Source organism: Neorhizobium sp. PAMB6716 (assembly GCF_058242805.1).
Window position 1 is genome coordinate 437306 of record NZ_CM177835.1, and the last position, 25000, is coordinate 462305.

The following is a 25000-nucleotide window of genomic DNA, read 5'->3' on the forward strand; positions in this document are numbered from 1 at the left end:
TGGTTCCTTACTATTTTGATAATGTAAGGGGAGCGATATGGATGATCCGATGAATACCAATGTCACCATCACCGCCAAGGGCCAGATGACTGTTCCGAAGGTGCTTCGCGACCAGCTTCAGATCAAGCCGGGAGACAAGTGTTATGCCTGGGTTCGTGGCGGTGAATTGATTATCATTCCGCGCAACAAGCCGCTCGGGGATCTCGCGGGGTTTCTCGGAAGCCCACCTGTCGAAAAGGCGATTGCACCGGAAGAGCCACATCAGGCCATGGCGGAAGGTGCGGTTGACCGTTATCTTGGAGCACAGTCTTCGGCAGACGATGCATGACGAGACGGCTGGGCATCGATGCCAACATTCTCGTGCGTCTCGCCGTTGCAGATGATGCGCATCAGGTGAATGTGGTTGCTGCCTTGCTGGCCAGACTTCAGGGTGAAGAGACGCTTTACGTCAACATATCCGTGCTACTGGAAACCAACTGGGTGCTGCGCCGGCTATATGGTTACGATCGTGCAGCAGTTCTCGGCTTTTTACAGGCGGTTCTGGAACGTCGTGAGTTCGAGATTGCCGATTATGAGGCCGTGGGGAATGCGCTCTATCTTTGCCGAACCGCCAATGTGGATTTCGCGGACGCCTTGCTGAGTGAAATGAACAGGCTTGCAGGCTGCTCTGCAACGCTCACCTTCGACCAGAAAGCCGCAGCCCGCGTGCCCGGTATGGAACTGCTTGCATGACTTTACCCAATTCCATCCTCTCGCCCGAAAAAAAGGGGGAAGACCTGGATGTGGCGCTGCGCCCGCAGACGCTGGACGAGTTTACCGGCCAGGCGGAGGCCCGTGCCAACCTGAAGATTTTTATCGAGGCGGCAAAGAACCGTGGCGAGGCGCTAGACCATGTGCTGTTCGTCGGGCCGCCGGGGCTTGGCAAGACCACGCTCGCCCAGATCATGGCCAAGGAGCTTGGCGTCAATTTCCGATCCACCTCCGGCCCTGTTATTGCCAAGGCAGGAGATCTGGCAGCGCTCCTCACCAATCTCGAAGACCGCGACGTGCTGTTCATCGATGAAATCCATCGCCTGAACCCTGCCGTCGAGGAAATCCTCTATCCGGCCATGGAAGATTTCCAGCTCGACCTCATCATCGGGGAGGGGCCATCGGCGCGCTCGGTGAAGATCGACCTGTCGAAGTTCACGCTGGTGGCGGCCACTACCCGCTTAGGCCTGCTCACAACGCCGCTGCGCGACCGTTTCGGCATTCCGGTGCGCCTCAATTTTTATACAGTGGAAGAGCTGGAACTCATTGTCCGGCGCGGTGCGCGGCTGATGGGGCTTGGCATTACCGAGGACGGCGCGCGCGAAATTGCCCGCCGCGCGCGGGGCACGCCGCGTATTGCCGGTCGTCTTCTGCGCCGCGTGCGCGATTTCGCCGAGGTGGCGCGGGCTGAAGCGGTGACGAAGCAGATCGCCGACGAGGCGCTGACGCGGCTCAACGTCGACAATATGGGGCTCGACCAGCTGGACAAACGTTATCTCTCGATGATCGCCGTCAATTTTGGCGGTGGCCCTGTCGGCATCGAAACGATTGCGGCGGGCCTTTCCGAGCCGCGCGATGCCATCGAGGATATCATCGAGCCCTACATGATCCAGCAGGGTTTTATCCAGCGCACACCCCGCGGCCGGGTGCTGACGGCAACCGCCTGGAAACATCTCGGCCTGCAGCCGCCAAAAGATCTGGAAGCTGCGCAGTTTCGCCTCAGCCTGGACGACGAGTAACCGCCATGACCCGTGTTCGCATCAAGACTAAACCGAAGCGCACGTTTCAGATGCGGGTGGCCGGCCTCGGGTTTCGCAATGGCCATGTGCTCGTCCATCGTGCGACCCACGAAAAATTCTGGACCTTTCCCGGCGGCGGTGTCGAAATCGGCGAAACCTCGGAAGAGACGCTGAAGCGCGAGATGGTTGAGGAGATCGGCGTTCACGTCACCATCGAGCGCCTGCTCTGGGTGGTCGAAAATTTCTTTCATTATGAAGGCCGCGACTGGCACGAGCTTGGCATCTATTACCTGATGAGCGTGCCGGAGAGCTTTCCGTTTGCGCCTGAAGGCATCGTCCATAGCATCCGCGATGGCGATAACGATCTGGAATTCAAATGGGTGGAGGCAACAGCCAGTGCCCTGAAGGCGCTGGACATTCCGCCCTATTTCATCGCCGACGAGATCGAAAACCTGCCCGCCGCACCGCGTCATCTGGTGTGGGATGACCGCAATCTCGACGCAAAACCCTGATGTCTGCGCGGCCTTGCGCACTGGTCATGGCCCGGCACTGCCGTTAGAAGGGCCGCGACCAATACGATATCGATGGGGATTTTCGGATGGACCAGATAACCGTCTCGCTTGCCGGAGAACTGATCGACGGCGCGCATCGCCTCGTGCAGCGGGTCTATTACGAGGATACGGATTTTTCCGGTCTCGTTTATCACGCCCGCTACCTGCATTTTCTGGAAAGAGGCCGCACGGATTACCTGCGCTGCCTGGGTTGCGAGCAGAGCGCGCTTCTGTCGGTCGATGAGGAAGGGCTGGTTTTTGTGGTGCACCGCATGGAGATCGACTTCAAGGCGCCGGCCCGGATGGACGATGTGCTAACCATCGACACGCGCACCGAAAAAGCCGGCGGCGCCAAGATGGTGCTCGTGCAGGAGATCCGCCGTGGAGAAACGCTGCTGATTGCCGCGCGCGTGATCATCGCCGTCATTAACCGCGTGGGCCGCCCGCGACGCCTGCCTGACAGCATTGCCGAGGCTTTCCGTCCGGGGTGATGGGTTCAACTGCGCAGCGCTGTAACACATTCTTAACGATAATATTGTCTTACTGGCGCTCATGGAAATTGTGCGCTGCACGCCTTCGTTTAACCAAAATTGAAGGCGAGAAGGCCAGTGAAACCTTCAGGTAAACGGGCATTTCAGCGCGTGCGCGCATTCAAAGACTGCGCTTGCGAACCGGCTCGTATTTTGCGTGCCGGGCGATTGGATTCGGGGATAGTGGATAGATGGAACACGCGGATTTGGCGGCGGCCGCAGGCTCGGTAAGCCTCTTGTCGCTCTTCATGCAGGCCGGCCTGATCGTCAAGCTGGTCATGCTCGGTCTTGCCGGCGCATCGGTCTGGACCTGGGCGATCGTTATCGACAAATACATGAGCTTCACCAAGGCCAAACGTCAGTTCGACCAGTTCGAACAGGTGTTCTGGTCGGGACAGTCGCTGGAAGAACTCTATCGCACCCTTGCGGAACGCCAGAACACCGGTCTTGCGGCAATCTTCGTGGCGGCCATGCGCGAGTGGAAAAAAAGCTTTGAGCGCGGCGCCCGTTCGCCGATCGGCCTCCAGATGCGCATCGACCGCGCCATGGACGTGACGATTGCCCGCGAGGGCGAAGTGTTTGAAGCGCGTCTCGGCTCGCTTGCCACCATCGGCTCGGCCGGCCCCTTCATCGGCCTGTTCGGCACCGTCGTTGGTATCATGACATCGTTCCAGGCCATTGCCGGATCGAAGTCGACCAATCTTGCCGTTGTCGCACCCGGTATCGCTGAAGCGCTTCTGGCAACCGCCATCGGCCTTGTCGCCGCTATTCCCGCCGTCATGGCCTACAACAAGTTCATGGGCGATGCCGGCAAGCTGTCGTCGCGCATGGAAGGTTTTGCGGATGAGTTTTCGGCCATCCTTTCGCGCCAGATCGATGAAAAACTGCAGCCGCGTCAGGCTGCCCAATAAGCGTGACGCGCAGGAGTAGATGATATGGGTATGTCGGCAGGCGGAGGCAAAGGCGGAGGCGGTGGTCGTGGCGGTCGTCGCCGGGGCGGTCGCGGTCGCGGCGGCGCCATCAGCGAGATCAACGTCACGCCGCTCGTCGACGTCATGCTGGTGTTGCTGATCATCTTCATGGTGGCAGCCCCGATGATGACGGTCGGCGTGCCGATCGACCTGCCGGAAACGCAGGCGAAGGCGATGAATTCCGATACGCAGCCGATCACCATCTCGGTCAACCCGGCTGGCGAGATCTATCTGCAGGAAAGTGCCATCCCGCTTGAAGAAGTGGTGCCGAAGCTCGAGGCAATCGCCACGACCGGTTACAACGAACGGATTTATGTGCGCGGCGATACGGCCGCCGCCTATGGCGTGGTCATGAAGGTCATGGCGCGCATTTCTGCAGCTGGTTTCAAGAATATCGGTCTTGTGACGCTGCAGGAACAGGAGAAGTGATCGTTTTTCGATGAAGACGAGCCTTGGTACATCGCTGGTTCTGCATACGCTGGTTCTCACCTGGGCGCTCTTTTCGCTCAGCCCGCCGGCGGCGTTGAACGTTGCCGATGTGGAGGCGCTGCCGGTGGATATCGTGCCGGTGGAATCGATCACGCAGATCCAGCAGGGCGACAAGAAGGCCCCGATGGCGGAGAAATCCGCGCCGACGCCGACCAAGCGCCCTGACATCGTGGAAAACGCCGAAAATGCCGGCGACAACGATGTCGACCTGAAGAACCCGCCGACGCCGGTCAAGAAGCCCGTTGCAACGGAAACAGCGGCCGCTCCTGAAAAGGCCGAAAAGCCCCTGCCGAAGCCGACGCCCGAAACCAACAAGGTGAAGGACGTCGTGCCGGAGGAGACCGCGCCAAAACCGCAGGAAGTGGCAGCCCTGCCGCAGCCCAAGCCCGAGCCGACGCCGCCCACACCCGAACCGACGCCGCAGCCAGCCCCAAAGCCCGCCGAACAGCAGGCCGAGGAAATTCCGCTGCCGGACAGCGTGCCTGTGCCGGCAGCCCGCCCGCGCCCGGAACTGCCCAAGCCCGAAGAGGCAAAGCCGGTTGAAAAGCCGGAGCCGAAGAAGACCGAAACCGCAAAGCCGGCTGAAAAGACGCCCGACAAGAAGGTGGCGGACAAGAAGCAGGAAACGGCGAAATCCGCGTCGTCCAAGCAGAGCGATTTTAATGCTGACGAGATTGCCTCGCTCTTGAACAAGCAGGATGCGGCCGGCGGCGGTGCCAAGCGTTCGGCCCAGCCGGCAGCCCTTGGCGGCAAGAAAACCACCAGCGGCTCCACGCTCAGCCAGAGCGAGATGGATGCCCTGAAAGGGCAGATCCAGAACAACTGGTCGGTGATCGCCGGTATCGAGGGCGCGCAGGGCATGGTGATCACCGTGACCATGAAGCTCGACGAGACCGGTGCGATCATTGGCCGCCCGGAAGTCAGCACCACCGGCGGATCGGACAGCGCACGTCGCATGCTGGAAGGCAGCGCGCTTCGCGCCGTCATGCGCTCTTCCCCGTTCAAAAACCTTCCCGCCGACAAATACGACTCCTGGAGCGAAGTCGTCGTGAACTTCGATCCAAGCGAACTGCTTTGAAAGGCTATGTTATCATGATGAAACGTTCTTTCATCCGCGTGCTTGCGGCGTTTGCCGCAATGGCCGTGATGTATACGGCACCGGCGCAGGCGCGCGTGGAAATCAACATCAACCGGGGCAATGTCGAGCCGCTGCCGATTGCTGTGACCGATTTCCTCTCCGGCAACGAACTGGGTGCGCAGATTTCGGCGGTCATTGCCGCCGATCTTCAGCGCTCCGGTCTGTTTGCGCCGGTCAACAGAAGCGCCTTCATCGAAAAAATCAGCGATCCCAACAAGGCGCCGCGCTTTGAAGACTGGAAGGTCATCAATGCGCAGGCGCTCGTCACCGGCCGCGTGACGCGCGAAAACGATGGCCGTCTGCGCGCCGAATTTCGCCTGTGGGATACGTTTGCCGGATCGCAGCTGACCGGCCAGCAGTTCTTCACCCAGCCGGAAAACTGGCGCCGCGTCGCCCATATCATTGCCGATGCGATCTATAAGCAGATCACCGGTGAAGATGGCTATTTCGATACGCGCGTTGTGTTCGTTTCCGAAAGCGGTCCAAAAACTGCCCGTCAGCGTCAGCTGGCGATCATGGACCAGGACGGCTTTAACGTCCGCATGCTGACCAATGCCAAGGACATCGTGCTGACGCCGCGCTTTTCGCCGAGCCGTCAGGAAGTCACTTACATGTCCTTCGAGGGCAACCAGCCGCGCGTTTACCTGCTGCAGCTGGAAACCGGGCAGCGGGAAGTGGTCGGCAATTTTCCGGGCATGACCTTTGCCCCGCGCTTCTCGCCGGATGGCCAGAAGGTCATCATGAGCCTTCAGCAGGATGGCAATGCCAACATCTACACGATGGACCTGCGCTCGCGCACCACAACCCGTCTCACCAACACGGCCGCCATCGACACATCGCCATCCTATTCGCCTGACGGTGCCCGCATCGTGTTCGAAAGTGATCGCGGCGGACGCCAGCAGCTTTACGTCATGAACACCGATGGTTCGGGACAGACCCGCATCTCCTTCGGCGACGGTTCCTATTCGACGCCGGTCTGGTCGCCGCGCGGTGATTTGATCGCCTTCACCAAGCAGTCGGGCGGAAAATTCTCGATTGGTGTGATGAAGCCGGATGGTTCGGGCGAGCGTATTCTGACGACGGGCTTCCACAATGAAGGCCCGACATGGGCGCCGAATGGCCGCGTGTTGATGTTCTTCCGCCAGGCAGCCGGCGCCGGTGGTCCGCAGCTCTATTCGATCGACTTGACAGGTTATAACGAGCAGCTGGTCAAGACCCCGAGCTACGGTTCCGATCCCGCCTGGTCGCCACTTCTCGAATAGCTTTATCCATGGCCGCGCGTCTTTCAGATGTGCGGCCATTTGTCGTTCAGCCTGCGGTTAGGCGGGTTTGACGGCCGGTATGCTGACGTGCACGGCCGGGATCTTGTTCCCCTCTGCCACGGTGTCGCCGCAATCGGCTGAAATTGCGAAGAAATGTAGTTTGGTAGCGGATCGTTAACCATAATTGTTGAACTAGGGTTAACCAGAAACAGTTACGGTCTGGCAACGCTGAAATCTTGATCAAGGAGAGCCCGGCCATGAGCCGCACGATGACCCCGGCGATGAGCCGCATGCAGAAACTCGCACGCAACCCCGCCGTCCTTGCGCTGACGCTTGCGCTGGCACTGGCCGGTTGCGCCAACAAGAAGAATATGCCGAACAGCGCTGGCGAGCTTGGCCTCGGCGCTGGTGGTGCAGGGGCTGCAACGCCCGGCTCCAGCCAGGACTTCACGGTCAACGTTGGCGACCGCATCTTCTTCGACACCGATTCCACCTCGATCCGCGCCGATGCCCAGCAGACGCTCGACCGTCAGGCGCAGTGGCTGTCGCGTTATCCGCGTTACGCCATCACGGTTGAAGGCCATGCCGACGAACGCGGCACACGCGAATACAACCTGGCACTCGGCGCTCGCCGTGCCGCTGCGACCCGCGATTACCTCGCATCGCGCGGCGTACCGGCCAACCGCATGAAGACCATTTCCTACGGCAAGGAACGTCCGGTCGCCGTCTGCGACGACATTTCCTGCTGGTCGCAGAACCGTCGCGCCGTGACGGTTCTCGGCGGCGCCGGCTCCTGATCCGGCCGCGCGGGCAGATAAGAAGGGCGGTCGTTTGGCCGCCCTTTTCTTTTCTTGCTTTCGTTCATAGTTTGGCCGAACTTGCGTTCTCATTTACAGTTAACGCGATTGCTTTTTGCCGATATTTGGAAAACTCTGCTGATGCCTTGAAGGGCGCAGCGTCAGATAACGCAGGACGAACGATATGAAGAAACTTGTCTTGGCAGCAATGCTGGGGCTTGCGGCAACGAGCGGGCAGGCCGGTGCATTTTCGATGTCCGAACTGGTTCCCGGTTCGGCACGCGTTGCGCCGTCTTCACGCCAGGCCGCCGAACGGCCGGTCATTCTTGCCCAGAGCAGTGGTGATGCCGTGCGCATCCAGCAGCTCGAAGAGGTCGTGCGCCAGCTGAACGGTCGCGTCGAGGAAATGAGCTTCCAGCTGCTGCAGATGCAGGAGCAGATGCGTAAGACGCAGGAAGACAACGAGTTCCGCTTCCAGGAGCTTGAGAAAAGCTCCGGTGGCGGCTCTGCTGCTCCCTCTGTTGCTGCCGCGCCGGCAGCCGGCTCAAAAAAAAACGATGAAATCGGGCGGCTGATCGAGCCATCACCGTCTGGCGCGCCTGCCGGCGCGTCAAACGGTGCCGGTTCATCCACGCCGTCCACGGCCCCGGCCGAAACCACGCTCGGTTCCATCGAGATGGACAGCCGCGGCGCGCCCGTGCGTGCCACAGCCAATAATGCCGGGCGCAATTCGTCGGCTCTTCCGGGCGTCGATCTCGGCTCTCGGCCGGCGACGGCCGATCCGACGAAAACGGCATCGCTTGGCACTGAAAGCGATGCCTATCGCGCCGCCTATAATCACGTGCTCTCTGGCGATTATCCGCTCGCCGAAACCGAATTCACCAGCTACCTGCAGGCCTATCCAAGCAGTGCGCGGGCAGCCGACGCCAATTTCTGGCTCGGCGAATCGCAGTTCTCGCAGGGCAAGTACAACGAGAGCGCCAAGACATTCCTCAATGCGCATCAGGCCTATGGCACCTCCGCCAAGGCGCCGGAAATGCTGCTGAAGCTTGGCATGTCGCTGGCCGCTCTCGACAACCGCGAAACCGCCTGTGCCACCCTTCGCGAGGTTCCCAAGCGTTATCCGAATGCCGCCCGCGCCGTACTTGGCAAGGTGACGAGCGAGCAGAAGCGCCTGTCCTGCGGGCCGTGACGACACCTGCCACCGCAAATGCCGATCTCCTGTCGCCGCAAGCGGCGATCACGCATTTTCTGGCCGATCTGCCAAAACCTGCCCGCCTGCTCGTCGCGATTTCCGGCGGCAGCGATTCGACCGGCCTAATTGTCGCGCTCCGCAACAGCGTCCTCAGCGCGGACACCTCCCGCCACATCGAACTTCTGGCCGTGACCGTCGATCACGCCCTGCGGCCGCAATCGGCCGGTGAAGCGCAGGCCGTCGCAAGGCTCTGCCAGCAGCTTGCCGTTCCCCATTTTATCCGCCGCTGGGAAGGCGAAAAGCCGGCCACCGGCCTCTCCGCTGCCGCCCGGGCCGCCCGATACCGGCTTCTGTGCCAGACGGCAGACGCGGTTGGGGCGACCGCCATCCTCACCGGCCACACGCGTGACGACCAGATCGAGACGCTTGTCATGCGAAAAGCCCGCGTGCGTGACGAGGGCGGCTCTTTGGTTGAAGACGCGACCCCTGACCTCCATGCGTTATCTGCGGAAAACCTGTCCAATCTGGGTCTGGCCGGCATGGCGCCCGCTGTGCTTGTGGAGCGCCGGCATTGGTTGCTGCGGCCTTTTCTCAATGTGCGGCGCGCAGAGATCCGCGCGCTCCTTCAGGAATCCGGCATTGGTTGGATCGATGACCCCTCGAATGTCGATCCGCGCTCGGAAAGGGCCCGCACGCGGCGGGTTCTTACGGATCGACCAGAGGCCGGAGCCGCGCTCATTCAAGCCGCGGCAGGTGTGGGTGCCGAAAGGGTTCGCCTCGGCATAGCGGCAGCAGACCTGTTTGCCCGGCATCTCACGATCGAACGCGGCGTGCTGGCGCGCCTTGAGGTGCCGGCGCTTTTAGCCGAACCCGCCATCCTTGCATATGCGCTCGCAAGTCTCACCGCCGTTTTAGGCGGGCGTGCGCATCTGCCGGGGCGGGAGAGCCTGAGACGGATTGTCGCGTTTGTCGGGGAGGGGGCGCCAGGCCGGCTGACGGCTGGCCGGGTGCTGTTTCAGCGGCAGAAGAACGCACTTTTCATGGCCCGCGAAAGCCGGGACCTTCCAGAATCCCCCCTCGGGCACGCGCAAGACATGCTCTGGGACGGCCGTTTTCGTGTGCGATTGCCTGCCGGTTACTGCGGGCCTGTGAAGCCCGGTACGGCGGACCGGACGGCAGCGCAGGCGCTGTTTCCACAGGCGCCGCCAGCGCTTTCGCTCGCGGCGTTTCGAAGTCTGCCCAACTCGTATGATGGAATTCAGGCACCGGATGGTGTGCTCATCGAGCCTGTCCTCCAGCCTTACCATGCATTTCTGCCGGCCTTTGACGTGGATATTGCCAATTCTTTGGCCGCTCTGATGGGATTACGTGCATTTGCGGCATTACCATTTAACGTTTTCGACCGTAAAAGGTGATCGACGGGTCGTGTTGCCTTGGCAAGGCCCTGCGGCAATCCTATGTTAAGCGACAAGTAAGGCGGCTGCCGATGAGCGAGCCGTCATTGTCCGGGGAGTTCGATGAACCCAAACTTTCGTAATTTCGCCCTTTGGGCGATAATCGCCCTCTTGCTGATCGCTCTGTTCAGCATGTTCCAGACGGCGCCGACGCAGACGAGCTCACGGGAAGTTCCCTATTCGCAGTTCCTGCGCGATGTGGATGCTGGACGTGTGCGCGATGTGGTGGTGACCGGCAACCGCGTTCTCGGCACCTATGCCGAAAACGGCACGGGTTTTCAGACCTATTCGCCCGTCATCGATGATTCGCTGATGTCGCGTCTCCAGGCGAAGAACGTCACCATCGTGGCACGGCCCGAATCAGACGGATCCTCGGGTTTTTTGAGCTATCTCGGCACGCTGTTGCCGATGCTGCTCATTCTCGGTGTCTGGCTGTTCTTCATGCGCCAGATGCAGGGCGGTTCGCGTGGCGCGATGGGCTTTGGCAAATCCAAAGCCAAGCTTTTGACCGAAGCGCATGGTCGCGTGACGTTTGACGACGTCGCTGGCGTCGATGAAGCCAAGGCAGACCTTGAGGAAATCGTTGAATTCCTGCGCGACCCGCAGAAATTCCAGCGTCTCGGCGGTCGTATTCCGCGCGGCGTTCTTCTGGTTGGTCCTCCGGGCACCGGTAAGACGCTTTTGGCGCGTTCTGTGGCGGGTGAAGCAAACGTTCCCTTCTTCACGATTTCCGGTTCGGACTTCGTCGAAATGTTCGTCGGCGTCGGCGCAAGCCGCGTGCGCGACATGTTCGAGCAGGCCAAGAAGAACGCGCCTTGCATCATCTTCATCGACGAAATCGACGCCGTCGGCCGTCACCGTGGCGCAGGCCTTGGCGGTGGTAACGATGAGCGCGAACAGACGCTGAACCAGCTTCTGGTCGAGATGGACGGCTTTGAGGCGAACGAAGGCATCATCCTGATTGCCGCGACCAACCGTCCTGACGTGCTTGACCCGGCGTTGCTGCGTCCCGGCCGTTTCGACCGCCAGGTCGTCGTGCCGAACCCCGATATCGTCGGTCGCGAGCGTATCCTGAAGGTTCATGCCCGCAACGTGCCGCTGGCACCGAATGTCGATCTGAAGGTTCTCGCCCGTGGTACGCCCGGTTTCTCCGGTGCCGACCTCATGAACCTCGTCAACGAAGCAGCCTTGATGGCGGCACGTCGCAACAAGCGTGTTGTCACCATGGCGGAATTCGAAGACGCCAAGGACAAGATCATGATGGGCGCCGAACGTCGTTCGTCCGCCATGACCGAGGCCGAAAAGAAGCTGACCGCCTACCACGAAGCGGGTCACGCAATTACCGCGCTTGAAGTGCCGGTCGCCGATCCCCTGCACAAGGCCACCATCATTCCGCGCGGCCGTGCGCTCGGCATGGTCATGCAGCTGCCGGAAGGCGACCGCTATTCCATGAGCTACAAGTGGATGGTGTCGCGTCTCGTCATCATGATGGGCGGCCGTGTTGCCGAAGAACTGACGTTCGGCAAGGAGAACATCACCTCCGGTGCGTCTTCCGATATCGAGCAGGCCACCAAGCTTGCCCGCGCCATGGTCACGCAATGGGGCTTTTCCGATATTCTCGGACAGGTTTCCTATGGCGAAAACCAGCAGGAAGTGTTTCTGGGTCATTCGGTGTCGCAGTCGAAGAACGTCTCTGAGGCCACTGCCCAGAAGATTGACAATGAAGTGCGCCGCCTGATCGACGAGGCCTATACCGAAGCCCGCCGCATCCTCACCGAAAAGCACGACGCATTCGTCATCCTGGCCGAAGGCCTGCTGGAATACGAAACGCTGTCCGGCGAGGAAATCAAGGCGCTGATCAAGGGCCAGAAGCCCTCGCGTGATCTCGGCGACGATGCGCCGCCCGCGCGTGGCTCTGCTGTCCCGAAGGCCGGTGCCAAGAAGGACGAGCCGAAAGGTGACGGCGAGCCGGAAAGCGGACTGGAACCCCAGCCGCACTAAAGGTCTGGTTGTTGACGTTCAAAAAAGACCGTCCGGTTCGCCCGGGCGGTCTTTTCCTGTTTAAGTCCGGCGATACTTACCGTTTCGGTAACGAGATATAATCGATTTTGACGGTAATTTATGTGCCTGGTGCCGGGTTCTATGGCATGAGGCAGCATCGGCGCCGCGCGCGAAACACGCAAAACCGGCCGCCAGTTCAGAATGAGACGCGCGACACAAGGCGCGCAAACTCCAAGGAGCATGCATGGCACGCCGCTATTTTGGCACTGATGGCATTCGCGGACAGTCGAACGTTTTTCCGATGACACCCGATCTGGCCATGCGCGTCGGAATTGCCGTCGGCACCATCTTCCGGCGCGGCAACCATCGCCACCGGGTGGTGATCGGCAAGGACACGCGCCTGTCAGGTTATATGCTCGAAAACGCGCTGGTCGCGGGTTTTACGGCCGCCGGCCTCGATGTCTTCCTGCTCGGCCCCATCCCTACACCCGCCGTTGCCATGCTGACGCGCTCGCTGCGCGCCGATATCGGCGTGATGATCTCGGCCTCGCACAATCCCTTTGCCGATAACGGCATCAAGCTGTTCGGCCCGGATGGCTACAAGCTGTCGGATGAGCTGGAACAGGAAATCGAGGACCTGCTCGACAAGGATCTTTATTCGCAGCTGGCAAAGCCGGAAGAAATCGGCCGTGCCAAACGCGTCGATGGCGACATCTATCGTTATATCGAATTCGTCAAACGCACGCTGCCGCGCGATGTGACACTGTCGGGCCTGCGGATCGCCATCGACTGCGCAAATGGCGCTGCCTACAAGGTGGCACCGACAGCGCTCTGGGAACTCGGCGCCGATGTCGTGACCATCGGCAACACGCCGAACGGCACCAATATCAACCTCGATTGCGGCTCCACCAGCCCGGATGCGCTGCGCAAGAAGGTGCATGAAGTGCGTGCCGATATCGGCATTGCCCTCGATGGTGATGCCGACCGCGTCATCATCGTCGACGAGCGCGGCGAGATCATCGACGGCGACCAGTTGATGGCCGTCATTGCCGAAAGCTGGGCGGATGACGAAAAACTGCGCGGCGGCGGCATTGTCGCCACCATCATGTCCAATCTCGGCCTTGAACGTTTTCTCGGCGACAAGGGCCTGACCCTTGCCCGCACAAAGGTTGGCGACCGTTATGTGGTCGAGCATATGCGCCACCATGATTTCAACGTCGGCGGCGAACAGTCCGGCCATATCGTGCTGTCGGATTTCGGCACGACCGGCGATGGGCTGGTGGCAGCGCTTCAGGTGCTGGCCCGCGTCAAGCGTCTCGGCCAGCCGGTGAGCGAAGTCTGCCGCCGTTTTGAACCGGTGCCGCAGCTTCTGCGCAATGTCCGCTTTGCCGGCGGCAAGCCGCTGGAGGATATCATCGTGCGTCAGGCGATCGATAGCGCCGAGGCGGAACTGGGTGGCAAGGGCCGCCTCGTCATCCGCCCCTCCGGCACGGAGCCGCTGATTCGCGTCATGGCGGAAGGCGATGACCGCAGCCAGATCGAACGTATCGTTGGCGATCTCGTGGGCGTGATCGCCAACGTCCGCACCGCCGCCTGAGCTTTTACCTTTCCGACCGCATTTGATAACCCGCAAGGCCTGTCCTTGCGGGTTTTTTTGATGGCAAAGACACACCGGTTAACCGGAGGTAAACGATAAAAGGCTTGAATTCGCAAGCGTTTATATGTTGTTAGGCTTAATTGCTCCTTTACCTTTTTGGTTAATGATCGCTCCAGATTTGAAGAACGACGCCACCTTGCGCGCTTTACGATTTTGGAATGCGGAGCCTGATTCCATGAGAAGAACCCTGTCCGGCGCTTTTGCGCTGATGCTTGCCGCGGGCGTGTCCCAGGCCGCCGATGTCGCTCAGCCCGAAATGGATCCGATGCTGATGAATGCACCTGAGGTCACCGTGCAGGAGGCCGCGACCGGCTGGTATCTGCGCGGCGATGCCGGTTATGCCTTCAAGGATCTGAAGGGCGCCGAGTTCTATCAGGGTGGTTCTTCCGCCTCGAAGACAGATTTTTCGAGCACCGACCTGAAAGACAGCTTCCTGCTCGGGGCAGGGGTCGGCTACCAGATCAACAGCGCGCTGCGCACCGATCTCACCTTCGATTACCTCTCCAAGAGCAAGTTCGAGGGCTCCACCAAGGGCAGTGGTGCTGCCTTCGGCGCCTGCGTTGGTCCCTGCACCTCCAGCGATATCTCGCACATGCGGGCCTATAGCCTTCTCGCCAACGCCTATGTCGATCTCGGCACCTTCGGTTATGTCACGCCTTACGTCGGCGGTGGCCTCGGCGGCACTTATGTGAAGTGGGATAAGCTGCGCAATACGTCCTGCGCCGATGATGGCAGCGGCTGCGACAGCACCGTGGAACATGGCGGCAAGGGCAACTGGCGTTTCACCTATGCGCTGATGGCCGGCGCCACGATCGATGTCACCTGCAACCTCAAGGCCGACGTTGGCTATCGTTATCGCCACGTCGAAGGCGGCGACATGTTCGGTTTTGCCTCGAACGGCGGCCCCGGCAACGACAAGGGTTTTGACGTGCACGAAGCCCGCGTCGGCGCCCGTTACCTGTTCGGCAGCTGCGCCCAGCCCACCGTGCAGGAAGAAGTTCCGCCGCAGCCGCTCATCTACAAATAAGCCTGCCGTACGCGTCCAGACAGCAAAAGCCGCCCCGGTTGCCCGAGGCGGCTTTTTGATTTGGAAACCGTGTTTAGAACTCGCGCTTCAGAACCTGCCGGTCGAGCGACCACGAGCCGGCGCCGCAGGCGGCAAACAGGAAGGCGCCGCCGGTCCAGAACAGCGAGGCAAGTTCGGCCTTGGTCTGCACCTGTTCGAGGAATTTCGTGCCGCCATCCATCAGACGCACAGTGGCCGTCGGCGTGAAGAGATCGCTGCCGGCCTTCAAGGCGGCAATGCCGCCATCCGTCAGAAGCGCGTGGCCATAGGGGTGGGCGTAATGGAACCACAGGGTGATCGCCAGCATCACGCCATTGGCAAGCGCGATCGGCCGGGTGAAAAGTCCGAGCGCGATCATCAGGCCGCCGAAGAACTGCATGGCGGCCAGCGTCGGCGACCACAACCAGCCGGGATAAAAGCCGAGATTTTCAACAAAACCGATCTGCGCCATCGGCGCCATGATCTTCGGGTAACCCTCCACCATCAGCATGCCGCCGATGGCAACCCGGAATGCCGTCCAGGCGAAGGGCTGGGCGAAGCTTTCGTAGAAGCCGGCGAGGAAGGGCAGGTAATAACGGGTTTTCTGCTGTTCAGGGGCAAATGCGGTTGTCTGCAGTGTCATGGCGAACCTCTTTGATTTTTAAATGAATGCGTCAGGAAACGATTGGTCTTCAGGTGGTCGGCTGCGGCTTTGCTGAAGCTGTGCTCGACTTCGGCGCGCGTCGTTTCACGGTCCCGATGAAGAGACTGTAGGCCTGTCGATGGGAAAACATGTTGATTCAAATCAAGTTTGAAAATCGCCGACATCCGGCGCGGAAAAGACAGCGGCCGTTTCGAATGCGACTTGACGAGGAAAGCGGCTTCCACTAACACCAGCGGCGGGACACCCTTCCCCAACGAAGGGCTTTCTATCTGGAAGGATAGCCAAGATGGCGAACATCGCGAAGCCGGACACCCGTCCGAATAATACCCATTTTTCTTCTGGCCCTTGTTCGAAGCGCCCCGGTTGGTCGCTCGATGCTCTCTCCGATGCCCCGCTCGGTCGTTCGCACCGCGCCAAGGTCGGCAAGACGAAGCTCAAGCAGGCCATTGATCTCACCCGCGAAATTCTAAACGTGCCGGCGGATTACCGCATCGGCATCGTGCCGGCTTCCGATACCGGCGCTGTCGAGATGGCCATGTGGTCGCTGCTCGGCGAGCGCGGCGTCGACATGCTGTCCTGGGAAAGCTTTGGCGCCGGCTGGGTCACCGATGTGGTGAAGCAGCTGAAGCTTGCCGATGTGCGCAAGTTCAATGCCGATTACGGCCTGCTTCCGAACCTTGCAGACGTTGATTTCGACCGTGACGTCGTCTTCACCTGGAACGGCACCACCTCTGGCGTGCGCGTTGCCAATGCCGATTTCATTCCGGCAGACCGCAAGGGCCTGACGATCTGCGACGCCACGTCTGCGGCGTTTGCGCAGGATCTCGATTTTGCCAAGCTCGATGTCACCACCTTTTCCTGGCAGAAGGTTCTGGGCGGCGAGGGCGGTCATGGCATGATCATCCTCAGCCCCCGCGCCGTCGAGCGCCTGACTACCTATGTTCCGGCCTGGCCGCTGCCAAAAATTTTCCGCATGACGTCGGGCGGCAAGCTGATCGAAGGCATTTTTGTCGGCGAAACCATCAACACGCCCTCCATGCTCTGCGTCGAAGATTATATCGATGCGCTGAACTGGGCAAAGTCGCTCGGCGGCCTGAAGTCGCTCATCGCCCGTGCCGATGCAAACGCCAAGGTCATCTTCGATTTCGTCGACGCCAATGACTGGATTGCAAATCTCGCCGTCGATCCCGCCACCCGCTCCAACACGTCGGTGTGCCTGAAGATCGTTGATCCAGAAGTCGCAGCCCTCGACGCCGACCAGCAGGCAGCCTTTGCCAAGGGTGTCGTGGCGCTTCTCGAAAAGGAAAACGTCGCGCTTGATATCGGCGCCTACCGCGATGCGCCGCCCGGCCTTCGCATCTGGGCCGGTGCGACCATCGAGACCGCCGACATGCAGGCTGTCATGCCGTGGCTGACCTGGGCCTATGAGACCCAGAAGGCAGCGCTCGCCAAGGCTGCCGCCTAAAGCTTTGAAGTGCTTTCGGCTTCGCCATTGGGGCGAAGCCGATTTTCCCATACAGATTGAACCCTTCTGAAGGAGGCCTCTCATGGCACCTCGCGTTCTCGTATCCGACGAACTGTCGGAAACCGCCGTCCAGATTTTCCGTGATCGCGGCGTTGAAGTCGATTTCCAGCCGAAGCTCGGCAAGGACAAGGACAAGCTTGCTGAAATCATCGGCAATTATGATGGTCTTGCCATCCGTTCCGCCACCAAGGCAACGGAAAAGCTGATTGCCGCTGCGACCAATCTCAAGGTCATCGGCCGCGCCGGTATCGGCGTCGACAATGTCGATATCCCCGCTGCCTCGCGCCGCGGTATCATCGTCATGAACACGCCGTTCGGCAACTCGATCACGACGGCTGAACACGCTATCGCACTGATGTTTGCCGTTGCCCGCCAGCTGCCGCAGGCCGATGCCTCCACCCAGGCCGGCAAGTGGGAAAAGTCGAAATTCATGGGTGTCGAAATCACCGGCAAGACGCTCGGCGTCATCGGCGCTGGCAATATCGGCTCCATCGTCTGCTCGCGGGCGCTGGGTCTGAAGATGCACGTGCTCGCTTACGACCCCTTCCTCTCGGCTGAACGGGCGCAGGAAATGGGCGTCACCAAGGTCGAGCTGGACGAGCTGCTCGCCAAGGCTGATTTCATCACACTGCACGTGCCGATGACCGATAAGACGCGCGGCATCCTCAACAAGGAAGCGCTTGCCAAGACCAAGCCCGGCGTTCGCATCATCAACTGCGCACGTGGTGGCCTCGTGGATGAAGCAGCGCTGGCCGATGCCATCAAGGCTGGCCATGTTGCCGGTGCCGGTTTTGACGTGTTCGAAGTGGAGCCCGCGACGGAAAGCCCGCTGTTTGGCCTGCCGAACGTCGTCTGCACGCCGCATCTCGGAGCCTCCACCACGGAAGCCCAGGAAAATGTGGCGCTTCAGGTGGCCGAGCAGATGTCGGACTATCTGGTGAAGGGTGCGGTTTCCAACGCCATCAACATGCCCTCGATTACGGCGGAAGAAGCCCCGATCCTGAAGCCGTTCATCCGTCTTTCCGACGTGCTCGGCTCGTTTGCCGGCCAGGTCACCGAAAGCCCGATCAAGGCCATCGAGATCCTTTATGACGGCATCACCGCCGGCATGAACACCAAGGCGCTGACCTCAGCACTTCTCGCCGGCCTCATCCGCAATCAGGTGGCCGATGTGAACATGGTTTCGGCCCCGATCATGATCAAGGAAAAGGGCATTGTGCTCTCCGAGGTCAAGCGCGACAAGACCGGCGTTTATGACGGCTACATCAAGCTGACGGTCACCACCGAAAAGCAGACGCGTTCGGTTGCCGGCACTGTCTTCTCCGATGGCAAGCCGCGCTTCATCCAGATCAAGGGCATCAACATGGATGCGGATGTCGGCACCAACATGATCTACATCTCCAACACCGACGTTCCCGGCATGATCGGCTTCATGGGCACGACGCTCGGCAATGCCGGCGTCAACATCGCCAACTTCCAGCTCGGCCGCGAGAAGGAAAATGGCGATGCCATCGCGCTGCTTTATGTCGATGGTCCCGTGGCTCAGGCGGTGCTCGACCAGCTGACCGCCAATCCGGCGATCAAGCAGGCAAAGCCGCTGACGTTCAACGTCGAATAAGCCTTTCCACATCTTCAAAGACAAAAACCCGGCCGGATGTTTTCGCGCCGGGTTTTTGTTCGGCGGATCAAGGGGATCTGGCGGGGAAAAGCCGATCAACACTGATCACGATTTCGAAAAATCGCACTGCCTCCCTAACAGCTGCAACTTACGCTCTCTATATAGATGGCACGCTCTTAAAAGCGGATCTATGAGGAGAGAGAGATGTTTTCAACGCTTCGACGCTTCAAGCACGTTCTGTCCGTGCTGGCGCTCGGAATGGTGGTGTCGCTGGCGGCGGTTGATTTCGCCGAGGCGCGTCGCGCCGGTGGCGGCAGCAGTTTCGGCAGCCGCGGCACACGCACCTATTCCGCCCCGCCTTCCACCAGCACCGCACCGACGACGGCTGCGCCGATCCAGCGTTCCATGACGCCGAATAACCAGGCAACCAATCCTTCCGCAGCAGCCGGTGCGCAGGCAACTCAGCCGCGCCGTGGCCTGTTCGGCGGTTTCGGCGGCGGCATTCTCGGCGGCCTGCTCCTTGGCGGCATGTTCGGCATGCTGATGGGCAACGGCTTTGGCGGTATGGCCGGCATGTTCGGCATGTTGTTCCAGATGCTGCTGATCGGTGGCCTGATCTTCCTTGCCATGCGCTTCTTTGCGCGTCGCCAGCAGCCGGCCGCGAGCGGCCCGGCCGGCGGTCTCGATCGCTATAATTCGCAGGCGCCGCAGGGCAATAATTTTGGTGGCTTCAAGATTCCGCAGATGGGTTCGCTCGGTGGCGGTTCCGCATCGGCTGCGCAAAAGCCGCGTGTCGCGTCAGCCCGCACGGATGAGATCGGCATCACCAATCGCGATTTCGATCAGTTCGAAAAGCGTTTGACCGAGGTGCAGAGCGCCTATGGTGCCGAGGATTACGGCCGCCTGCGCGCCCTGACCACTCCGGAGGCCATGTCCTATCTCGCCGAGGAACTGGGCGAAAACGCCACGAACGGCCATCGCAACGAGGTGAAGGACGTGCAGCTTCTGCAGGGCGACCTGTCGGAAGCCTGGCGCGAAAACGGCCTCGAATACGCAACGGTTGCCATGCGCTATCAGAGCATTGACGTGATGGTGGACCGTGATACCGGCAAGGTTGTCTCCGGTGATCCGGCGCACCCGACGGAGGCCACAGAAATCTGGACTTTCGTGCGCAAGGGCGGCGAAGACTGGAAGCTCTCGGCCATCCAGGGCGTCGACTAAGTTCAGAGCCGGGCAAGCGTCGCTTCGTCCGGCCTGCCATCATAAAATGTCAGAAGGGCTTGGCCGAAAGGCGAGCCCTTTTTGCCGTCTGCTTCCGACATGGCGTCAAACAGCGTCATGGACGAGTGGAACTTCATATCATCCGGTGAGCCCAGGATGGCGTGGGCCGATTTTTCCGGGTGCATCAGCATGGCCTGCGTCGACTCGACAAGCCGGCTGCCGAGGAGCGGGTGGGCAAGATAGGCTTTCGCCTCCGCCCGGTTGGCAATGGCGTAAAATCTTGCAGTGGGTGAATGTCCAAGGCCGGCAATCTGCGGAAAGATGAACCACATCCAGTGGGACCGCTTGGCGCCTTGTTGCAACTCGTCAAGCGCCTGCGCGTAAACGGGCGCCTGCGCCTCGATGAACCGCCGCAAAGATCCCTGATCCGCCATTTTTAAGCCTCTTAAATCGCACTCTTGGTACCGAACACCGAACGCTGCGGCCGCCATTGTGTTTCAAAGGGGCGGATGCGCCGGCCTCACGGGAATGTCAGCCCTTCTCCCTTTCCTCTGCTGCACTGCACCCTAAGTGCCTTGAGATGGAACAGCGTCTCGAAGAATATTTCTATATCGTCATCGCCTGGCTGCCCAACTGGCTTCTGGCAATGATCGTGCTCATTCTGGCGGTGCTGGTGGGCTCCCTCATTCATCGCTTCGTATTTCGCCTTCTCACCCGTATCGTCAAGGATCGCGATCTTTTCCTGCGCTCGCTCGTCTCGCGCACGGAAAGGCCGATGCGGCTTGCCATCGTCGCCTGGGTCATGGTGCCGGCCATCGGCATTGCGCCGCTCACCGATCAGCAGACGGGCCTTCTCCGCCACGGACTGCTGCTCTGCTTCATCGTTCTGATTGGCTGGATGGCGCGCACGACGCTGCATATCTGGACGACCGTTTATCTGCGTCGCTTCAAACTCGATGCGGAAGACAATCTTCTGGCGCGAAAACACGTCACGCAGTCGCGCATCATGGAGCGTGTGGCAGCGACACTCATCATTGCCTTCACGCTCGCGTTTGCCTTGATGACCTTTCCGGCGGTGCGCCAGTATGGTGTGTCGCTGATGGCATCGGCCGGTGTGGCCGGTATCGTGCTCGGTCTTGCTTTGCAGCCGGTGCTGAAAAACCTGTTTGCCGGCATCCAGCTTGCCATCACCCAGCCAATCCGCATTGATGATGCGCTTCTGGTGGAGGGAGAGTGGGGCAAGGTTGAGGAAATCACCGCCACCTATGTCGTGGTCAAACTCTGGGACTGGCGCCGGATGATCCTGCCGCTTGGCTATTTCATCGAAAACCCCTTCCAGAACTGGACGCGGGAAGGGGCAGCCCTCATCGGCACTGTCATGATCTATCTGGATTATACCGTGCCCGTCTCTATTCTGCGCCAGAAGGTGGAGGAGATCGCTGCTGCCTCCAAGGTCTGGGACCGTCAGGTGGTGAATGTCGCGGTGACCGATTTCAAGCAGAATGTCATGGAGGTCCGAATTCTGGTTTCCGCAGCCGATGCCGGCAAGGCGTTCGACCTGCGCTGTGAAGTGCGTGAAAAGCTGGTCGATTTCATCCAGCGCGAGTATCCACATGCGCTGCCGAAGGTGCGCGCGTCTGGCTCCGGTGGCGAAGACCTGCGCACCGCAGGTGTTGCCGCCGGCACTGAAGGCCGCATGATGCAGCAGTAACGGCTGCTCGCCAATCGCCTGCAATTGCGACGAACCTTGCGTTTTTGCAGCGTCCTTTCTATATCCACACTCTAAATGCGTGGCACCGAGATGGGCCGTGGCAGCGGGGCGCGATGTTATCGTGCAGGCAACCCGGCGAGATGACGAAGAGAGTTCCTGTGAATACGCTGGATTTTGACAAGAGGCCGGAGGATACGCGCGTCGTCGTGGCGATGTCGGGTGGCGTGGATTCCTCCGTGGTCGCCGGTCTTCTGAAACGCCAGGGTTATGACGTGCTCGGCATCACGCTGCAGCTTTACGATCATGGTGCTGCCGTCCACCGCGCCGGCTCCTGCTGTGCCGGCCAGGATATCGACGATGCGCGCCGTGTCTCGGAAACGCTCGGCATTCCCCATTACGTGCTGGATTATGAAAAGCGCTTTCGCGAAACGGTGATCAATCCGTTTGCCGAAGCCTATGCCATGGGCGAAACGCCGATCCCTTGCGTTGCCTGCAACCAGACCGTCAAGTTCGCCGATCTTCTGGCAACGGCAAAGGATCTCGGCGCCGATGCGCTGGCGACCGGCCATTACATCCGCTCCAGCCTAAATCCCTCTGCTGAAAATCCGAACCGCCGCGCGCTGTTCCGTCCCATCGATGCGGATCGCGACCAGAGCTGGTTCCTGTTTGCAACCACGCAGGAGCAGATCGATTATCTGCGCTTTCCGCTCGGCGGCATGTCGAAGGCCGATGTGAGGCTTTTGGCTGAAGACATGGGGCTCGTCGTTGCCAAAAAGGCCGACAGCCAGGATATCTGCTTCGTGCCGCAGGGCAAATATGCCGATATCATCAACAAGGTGAAGCCGAACGCAGCGCTCGCGGGCGAGATCGTCCATATCGATGGCCGCGTGCTGGGACGCCACGAAGGCATCCTGCATTACACCATCGGCCAGCGGAAGGGTCTGGGCGTCGCCACAGGCGAGCCGCTCTACGTGGTTTACCTCGATGCCCGTGGTCGCCGTGTGATCGTCGGCCCGAAGGAAGCGCTGGAAACCCGCCGCGTCTACCTGCGCGACGTCAACTGGATCGGCGATTCCGCGCTGTTTGACGACGCGCGCGATGGCTTTGACTGTTTTGCCAAGGTGCGCTCCACGCGCCCGCCAACGCCTGCCACGCTGCACGCGGATGAAATCGGCATCTATGTCGATCTCGCCATCGGTGAAGCCGGTGTCGCCCCTGGCCAGGCCTGCGTGCTCTATTCGGCAGAAGGTGCGGATGCGCGGGTGTATGGCGGCGGTTTTATCGATCGGTCCGAACGGGATGCGGCAGCGGAAGCCTCGTTGAAGGCTCTTCTCCTGACACCGGCGGCGGCATAAGCTGCGTTTCAAAAATCGCTGTTGCAAAGCCTTGGCTTTTTGCCGCAAGCGCGCTTGACTTTGGTCGGAGCATCCCTTTATAAGCCCCCCAGCACGCCGGACGGGTCACGAAACAGACACACGGCAGTCGCTCTTGGCGGGGTAGCTCAGTTGGTGAGAGCGCAGGATTCATAACCCTGAGGTCGGCGGTTCAATTCCGCCCCCCGCTACCAAACTCTCCAGTTTATCAAGATGTTCGTGAAGCCTTGCGGCTAGCAGGGCGTATGAGAGCGGGCTTTTGGCCCGCTCTGCGATAGGCGGCTGATCAGATGGTCAGTGTCTGCAATTGCAGCGCCGCGGCGACGCGGCGGACATGGGCGGGATCCTGATCCGCGCCGGCTTCGATGGCTTCCAGTTCTTCAACCGTCAGGCCACAGGTAATGGCGAGGTCTTCCAGGCTGTAACCGGACGCGCGGCGGCCTTCGGCAATCGTGTCGGCGATGGATACAGGCTGGCTTTCATCAAAATTTGTTTGGGACATGGTCATTATCAACTCCTTTGGTAGTGCCGACCGAAGTCGGAAAATTTGGGCATCAGCTCAAAGGACGCTGCGCGATACGCTGTGAACTTGCTGCAGCGCAACATAGATAGTCTTTTCTGCCGCAGAGTCCAAGGTTTTGCGCAGGCGGCAGGGCCGCACACGTGCATATTTTGTTCCGCGTTCGGGAATGGTTGCCCGTCATCCTTGTATACACGGCGCCAGTTAGCGAGATGCTTGCCGATTAGTGTAAATTAGAAATATCTTGCATAATGGACAAATCCCGGGCGGGACATGGCCGTGCTCACGTGGCAATCGCCGGCCGGACAACGCCGTCTCAACGCGTTGCCTGCACCGGCGAAGTCCGGAAAAATGCCGGCTCTCGGATGCGCTGGATCAAACCATTTTGCCTTGTGCGTGTTAGCGCTGTGAAGCCTTGCGCGCCATTGATCATGGTTGCGCCCGTTGATCCCGCTCAGGAGCCCCGCCGATGCCCCCATTGATGTCCCCGCCAATGTCATCGACCGCCATTCTCTGCATCACCCTCAATCCGACGCTTGATCTCTCCAATGATGTCACGCGCATCGTGCCGACCCACAAGATGCGCGTGCGCAATCAGCGCCAGGAGGTGGGGGGAGGCGGGGTTAATGTGGCGCGGGTGATTGCCGAAATGGGGGGCGAGGCGGATGTGGCGGTGCTGTCCGGCGGCGCAACGGGCGCCATTCTTGTCGAAGCGCTGAAAGCGCTTCCGCTTGGGCTGCACATTTTTCCGATCAAGGGCTCGGTGCGCATCGCCTTCATGGTGCATGAGGACGAAAGCGGGCTGGAATATCGTTTCGTTCCGGAAGGCCCTGTGGTCTCTGCCTTGGAGATCGAACCGGTCATGCACCTCATAGACCGGCAGAAAGCCGCCTATGTCGTGGCAAGCGGCAGTCTGCCGCGCGGCGTGTCCACCGATACCTATGCCCACATGGCACGCCGCACGGCCGAAACCGGTGGCCGCTTCGTGCTGGATGCGTCCGGCGAGGCGCTTTCGGCAGCGATTGCCGAGGGCGGCATCTTTCTCTTCAAGCCAAGCCTCAGCGAGTTGGAACGGCTCGTCGGCCACGGGCTGGATATCGAGACGGCAGGTGCGTTTGCCGCAGACCTCGTCGCGCGTGGCGTCACCCGTTACGTGGCGCTGACGCTGGGCGAGGACGGTGCCATGCTGGTTGGGCCGGAAGGGCGCCTGCTGATGCCGGCGATCAAGGTCGAGGTGCGCTCGGCAGTCGGCGCCGGAGACAGCTTTGTCGGTGCCATCGTCTGGGCGCTGTCGAAGGGGCAGGATATCCGGGAAGCCTTCCGCTTCGGCCTTGCTGCGGGCGCCGCTGCGGTGATGACGGAGGGGACGCAGCTTTGCCGCCGGGCCGATATCCTGAAGCTCTACGCAGACGCCTGCGCTGCCCGCCACGAGGAACAGGCGGCCGCCTGGCTGGCAAGCGCCTGAGACCTTCGGTCAACGCAACTGACAAAGCCCGGGGTTAATGCCGT

25 protein-coding genes and 1 tRNA gene are annotated in these 25000 nt (G+C 60.6%); 22 read left to right on the top strand and 4 right to left on the bottom strand.

Going from position 1 to position 25000, the window contains the following annotated elements:
* Window positions 1-37: 37 nt before the first annotated feature.
* The 15 genes from AC4CWH_RS02040 to AC4CWH_RS02110 all read left to right on the top strand — a co-directional run bounded on the left by AC4CWH_RS02040 (window position 38) and on the right by AC4CWH_RS02110 (window position 14841).
* On the top strand, window positions 38-328 hold the full coding sequence (locus AC4CWH_RS02040; RefSeq protein ID WP_491320173.1) for an AbrB/MazE/SpoVT family DNA-binding domain-containing protein: 291 nt from the start codon (window positions 38-40) through the stop codon (window positions 326-328).
* Complete coding sequence (locus AC4CWH_RS02045) at window positions 325-732, top strand: type II toxin-antitoxin system VapC family toxin (RefSeq protein ID WP_491320174.1); 408 nt, start codon at window positions 325-327, stop codon at window positions 730-732. The genes AC4CWH_RS02040 and AC4CWH_RS02045 overlap by 4 nt, the downstream gene beginning before the upstream one ends.
* A complete protein-coding gene (gene ruvB, locus AC4CWH_RS02050; RefSeq protein WP_491320175.1) occupies window positions 729-1769 on the top strand; it encodes a Holliday junction branch migration DNA helicase RuvB in 1041 nt (346 codons plus the stop codon). Before AC4CWH_RS02045 ends, ruvB begins: the two co-directional genes overlap by 4 nt.
* Before the next feature lie 5 nt (window positions 1770-1774).
* Window positions 1775-2281, top strand: coding sequence for an NUDIX hydrolase (locus tag AC4CWH_RS02055; RefSeq protein ID WP_491320176.1), 507 nt, complete (start codon window positions 1775-1777; stop codon window positions 2279-2281).
* A gap of 86 nt (window positions 2282-2367) precedes the next feature.
* Window positions 2368-2811 carry a tol-pal system-associated acyl-CoA thioesterase gene (ybgC, locus tag AC4CWH_RS02060; RefSeq protein WP_491320177.1) on the top strand — a complete coding sequence of 148 codons (444 nt, stop codon included), beginning with the start codon at window positions 2368-2370 and terminating at the stop codon, window positions 2809-2811.
* 230 nt (window positions 2812-3041) lie between these two features.
* Window positions 3042-3761 (top strand): protein TolQ, encoded by a 720-nt coding sequence (tolQ, locus tag AC4CWH_RS02065; RefSeq protein ID WP_491283971.1) that lies wholly within the window; start codon window positions 3042-3044, stop codon window positions 3759-3761.
* A gap of 24 nt (window positions 3762-3785) precedes the next feature.
* Entirely contained in the window at window positions 3786-4250 is a 465-nt protein-coding gene (gene tolR / locus AC4CWH_RS02070; protein ID WP_491283972.1) for a protein TolR, read from the top strand.
* 10 nt (window positions 4251-4260) lie between these two features.
* Window positions 4261-5388, top strand: coding sequence for a hypothetical protein (locus tag AC4CWH_RS02075; RefSeq protein ID WP_491320178.1), 1128 nt, complete (start codon window positions 4261-4263; stop codon window positions 5386-5388).
* A 14-nt stretch (window positions 5389-5402) separates the two neighbouring features.
* Window positions 5403-6710, top strand: coding sequence for a Tol-Pal system beta propeller repeat protein TolB (gene tolB / locus AC4CWH_RS02080; RefSeq protein ID WP_491283974.1), 1308 nt, complete (start codon window positions 5403-5405; stop codon window positions 6708-6710).
* Between the two features lie 257 nt (window positions 6711-6967).
* Window positions 6968-7507 (top strand): peptidoglycan-associated lipoprotein Pal, encoded by a 540-nt coding sequence (pal, locus tag AC4CWH_RS02085; RefSeq protein ID WP_491283975.1) that lies wholly within the window; start codon window positions 6968-6970, stop codon window positions 7505-7507.
* Between the two features lie 184 nt (window positions 7508-7691).
* Window positions 7692-8699 (top strand): tol-pal system protein YbgF, encoded by a 1008-nt coding sequence (gene ybgF, locus AC4CWH_RS02090; protein ID WP_491320179.1) that lies wholly within the window; start codon window positions 7692-7694, stop codon window positions 8697-8699.
* Window positions 8696-10117, top strand: coding sequence for a tRNA lysidine(34) synthetase TilS (gene tilS / locus AC4CWH_RS02095; RefSeq protein ID WP_491320180.1), 1422 nt, complete (start codon window positions 8696-8698; stop codon window positions 10115-10117). The genes ybgF and tilS overlap by 4 nt, the downstream gene beginning before the upstream one ends.
* 102 nt (window positions 10118-10219) lie before the next feature.
* Complete coding sequence (gene ftsH, locus AC4CWH_RS02100) at window positions 10220-12157, top strand: ATP-dependent zinc metalloprotease FtsH (protein ID WP_491320181.1); 1938 nt, start codon at window positions 10220-10222, stop codon at window positions 12155-12157.
* 244 nt (window positions 12158-12401) lie between these two features.
* Window positions 12402-13754, top strand: a complete 1353-nt coding sequence (glmM, locus tag AC4CWH_RS02105) for a phosphoglucosamine mutase (RefSeq protein ID WP_491283979.1) — start codon at window positions 12402-12404, stop codon at window positions 13752-13754.
* Window positions 13755-13989: 235 nt separating this feature from the next.
* Window positions 13990-14841, top strand: a complete 852-nt coding sequence (locus tag AC4CWH_RS02110; protein ID WP_491320182.1) for an outer membrane protein — start codon at window positions 13990-13992, stop codon at window positions 14839-14841.
* A gap of 73 nt (window positions 14842-14914) precedes the next feature.
* Here the strand turns inward: AC4CWH_RS02110 and AC4CWH_RS02115 are convergent, their stop codons facing one another.
* Entirely contained in the window at window positions 14915-15502 is a 588-nt protein-coding gene (locus AC4CWH_RS02115) for a DoxX family protein (RefSeq protein ID WP_491283981.1), read from the bottom strand.
* Window positions 15499-15777 (bottom strand): hypothetical protein, encoded by a 279-nt coding sequence (locus AC4CWH_RS02120; protein WP_491320183.1) that lies wholly within the window; start codon window positions 15775-15777, stop codon window positions 15499-15501. The genes AC4CWH_RS02115 and AC4CWH_RS02120 overlap by 4 nt, the downstream gene beginning before the upstream one ends.
* 32 nt (window positions 15778-15809) lie before the next feature.
* Here AC4CWH_RS02120 and AC4CWH_RS02125 point away from each other — a divergent pair, with 32 nt between their 5' ends.
* From AC4CWH_RS02125 to AC4CWH_RS02135, 3 genes are all read left to right on the top strand, one after another.
* Entirely contained in the window at window positions 15810-16988 is a 1179-nt protein-coding gene (locus AC4CWH_RS02125) for a phosphoserine transaminase (protein ID WP_491320184.1), read from the top strand.
* Window positions 16989-17070: 82 nt separating this feature from the next.
* Window positions 17071-18666: a phosphoglycerate dehydrogenase gene (serA, locus tag AC4CWH_RS02130; RefSeq protein ID WP_491320185.1), complete on the top strand. Its 1596-nt coding sequence runs from the start codon at window positions 17071-17073 to the stop codon at window positions 18664-18666.
* Between the two features lie 204 nt (window positions 18667-18870).
* Window positions 18871-19887, top strand: a complete 1017-nt coding sequence (locus AC4CWH_RS02135) for a Tim44 domain-containing protein (RefSeq protein ID WP_491320186.1) — start codon at window positions 18871-18873, stop codon at window positions 19885-19887.
* Between the two features lie 2 nt (window positions 19888-19889).
* On the opposite strand, the gene AC4CWH_RS02140 is transcribed toward AC4CWH_RS02135, so the two are convergent.
* On the bottom strand, window positions 19890-20321 hold the full coding sequence (locus tag AC4CWH_RS02140) for a DUF1810 domain-containing protein (protein WP_491320187.1): 432 nt from the start codon (window positions 20319-20321) through the stop codon (window positions 19890-19892).
* Window positions 20322-20467: 146 nt separating this feature from the next.
* Between AC4CWH_RS02140 and AC4CWH_RS02145 the strand changes: the two genes are divergently transcribed.
* The 3 genes from AC4CWH_RS02145 to AC4CWH_RS02155 all read left to right on the top strand — a co-directional run bounded on the left by AC4CWH_RS02145 (window position 20468) and on the right by AC4CWH_RS02155 (window position 23165).
* Window positions 20468-21598 (top strand): mechanosensitive ion channel family protein, encoded by a 1131-nt coding sequence (locus AC4CWH_RS02145; RefSeq protein ID WP_491320188.1) that lies wholly within the window; start codon window positions 20468-20470, stop codon window positions 21596-21598.
* Between the two features lie 158 nt (window positions 21599-21756).
* Window positions 21757-22953 (top strand): tRNA 2-thiouridine(34) synthase MnmA, encoded by a 1197-nt coding sequence (mnmA, locus tag AC4CWH_RS02150; RefSeq protein ID WP_491321332.1) that lies wholly within the window; start codon window positions 21757-21759, stop codon window positions 22951-22953.
* 135 nt (window positions 22954-23088) lie between these two features.
* A tRNA-Met gene (locus AC4CWH_RS02155) sits at window positions 23089-23165 on the top strand.
* Window positions 23166-23257: 92 nt separating this feature from the next.
* Here the strand turns inward: AC4CWH_RS02155 and AC4CWH_RS02160 are convergent.
* Window positions 23258-23479 (bottom strand): helix-turn-helix domain-containing protein, encoded by a 222-nt coding sequence (locus AC4CWH_RS02160; RefSeq protein WP_491283988.1) that lies wholly within the window; start codon window positions 23477-23479, stop codon window positions 23258-23260.
* A 481-nt stretch (window positions 23480-23960) separates the two neighbouring features.
* On the opposite strand from AC4CWH_RS02160, the gene AC4CWH_RS02165 reads away from it, so the two are divergent.
* Window positions 23961-24956, top strand: a complete 996-nt coding sequence (locus tag AC4CWH_RS02165; protein ID WP_491320189.1) for a 1-phosphofructokinase family hexose kinase — start codon at window positions 23961-23963, stop codon at window positions 24954-24956.
* Window positions 24957-25000: the final 44 nt, after the last annotated feature.

What these genes read in the sequence shown, in the direction of transcription:
- AC4CWH_RS02135 (WP_491320186.1), top strand. Translation starts at nt 18,871, where the DNA reads ATGTTTTCAACGCTTCGACGCTTCAAGCACGTTCTGTCCGTGCTGGCG.
- AC4CWH_RS02165 (WP_491320189.1), top strand. Translation starts at nt 23,961, where the DNA reads ATGCCCCCATTGATGTCCCCGCCAATGTCATCGACCGCCATTCTCTGC.
- serA (WP_491320185.1), top strand. Translation starts at nt 17,071, where the DNA reads ATGGCACCTCGCGTTCTCGTATCCGACGAACTGTCGGAAACCGCCGTC.
- ybgF (WP_491320179.1), top strand. Translation starts at nt 7,692, where the DNA reads ATGAAGAAACTTGTCTTGGCAGCAATGCTGGGGCTTGCGGCAACGAGC.
- AC4CWH_RS02110 (WP_491320182.1), top strand. Translation starts at nt 13,990, where the DNA reads ATGAGAAGAACCCTGTCCGGCGCTTTTGCGCTGATGCTTGCCGCGGGC.
- AC4CWH_RS02045 (WP_491320174.1), top strand. Translation starts at nt 325, where the DNA reads ATGACGAGACGGCTGGGCATCGATGCCAACATTCTCGTGCGTCTCGCC.
- AC4CWH_RS02160 (WP_491283988.1), bottom strand. Translation starts at nt 23,479, where the DNA reads ATGACCATGTCCCAAACAAATTTTGATGAAAGCCAGCCTGTATCCATC.
- AC4CWH_RS02145 (WP_491320188.1), top strand. Translation starts at nt 20,468, where the DNA reads ATGGAACAGCGTCTCGAAGAATATTTCTATATCGTCATCGCCTGGCTG.
- ruvB (WP_491320175.1), top strand. Translation starts at nt 729, where the DNA reads ATGACTTTACCCAATTCCATCCTCTCGCCCGAAAAAAAGGGGGAAGAC.
- AC4CWH_RS02115 (WP_491283981.1), bottom strand. Translation starts at nt 15,502, where the DNA reads ATGACACTGCAGACAACCGCATTTGCCCCTGAACAGCAGAAAACCCGT.
- ybgC (WP_491320177.1), top strand. Translation starts at nt 2,368, where the DNA reads ATGGACCAGATAACCGTCTCGCTTGCCGGAGAACTGATCGACGGCGCG.
- glmM (WP_491283979.1), top strand. Translation starts at nt 12,402, where the DNA reads ATGGCACGCCGCTATTTTGGCACTGATGGCATTCGCGGACAGTCGAAC.
- tolR (WP_491283972.1), top strand. Translation starts at nt 3,786, where the DNA reads ATGGGTATGTCGGCAGGCGGAGGCAAAGGCGGAGGCGGTGGTCGTGGC.
- AC4CWH_RS02125 (WP_491320184.1), top strand. Translation starts at nt 15,810, where the DNA reads ATGGCGAACATCGCGAAGCCGGACACCCGTCCGAATAATACCCATTTT.
- AC4CWH_RS02055 (WP_491320176.1), top strand. Translation starts at nt 1,775, where the DNA reads ATGACCCGTGTTCGCATCAAGACTAAACCGAAGCGCACGTTTCAGATG.
- AC4CWH_RS02075 (WP_491320178.1), top strand. Translation starts at nt 4,261, where the DNA reads ATGAAGACGAGCCTTGGTACATCGCTGGTTCTGCATACGCTGGTTCTC.
- tolB (WP_491283974.1), top strand. Translation starts at nt 5,403, where the DNA reads ATGATGAAACGTTCTTTCATCCGCGTGCTTGCGGCGTTTGCCGCAATG.
- tolQ (WP_491283971.1), top strand. Translation starts at nt 3,042, where the DNA reads ATGGAACACGCGGATTTGGCGGCGGCCGCAGGCTCGGTAAGCCTCTTG.
- AC4CWH_RS02040 (WP_491320173.1), top strand. Translation starts at nt 38, where the DNA reads ATGGATGATCCGATGAATACCAATGTCACCATCACCGCCAAGGGCCAG.
- ftsH (WP_491320181.1), top strand. Translation starts at nt 10,220, where the DNA reads ATGAACCCAAACTTTCGTAATTTCGCCCTTTGGGCGATAATCGCCCTC.
- AC4CWH_RS02140 (WP_491320187.1), bottom strand. Translation starts at nt 20,321, where the DNA reads ATGGCGGATCAGGGATCTTTGCGGCGGTTCATCGAGGCGCAGGCGCCC.
- pal (WP_491283975.1), top strand. Translation starts at nt 6,968, where the DNA reads ATGAGCCGCACGATGACCCCGGCGATGAGCCGCATGCAGAAACTCGCA.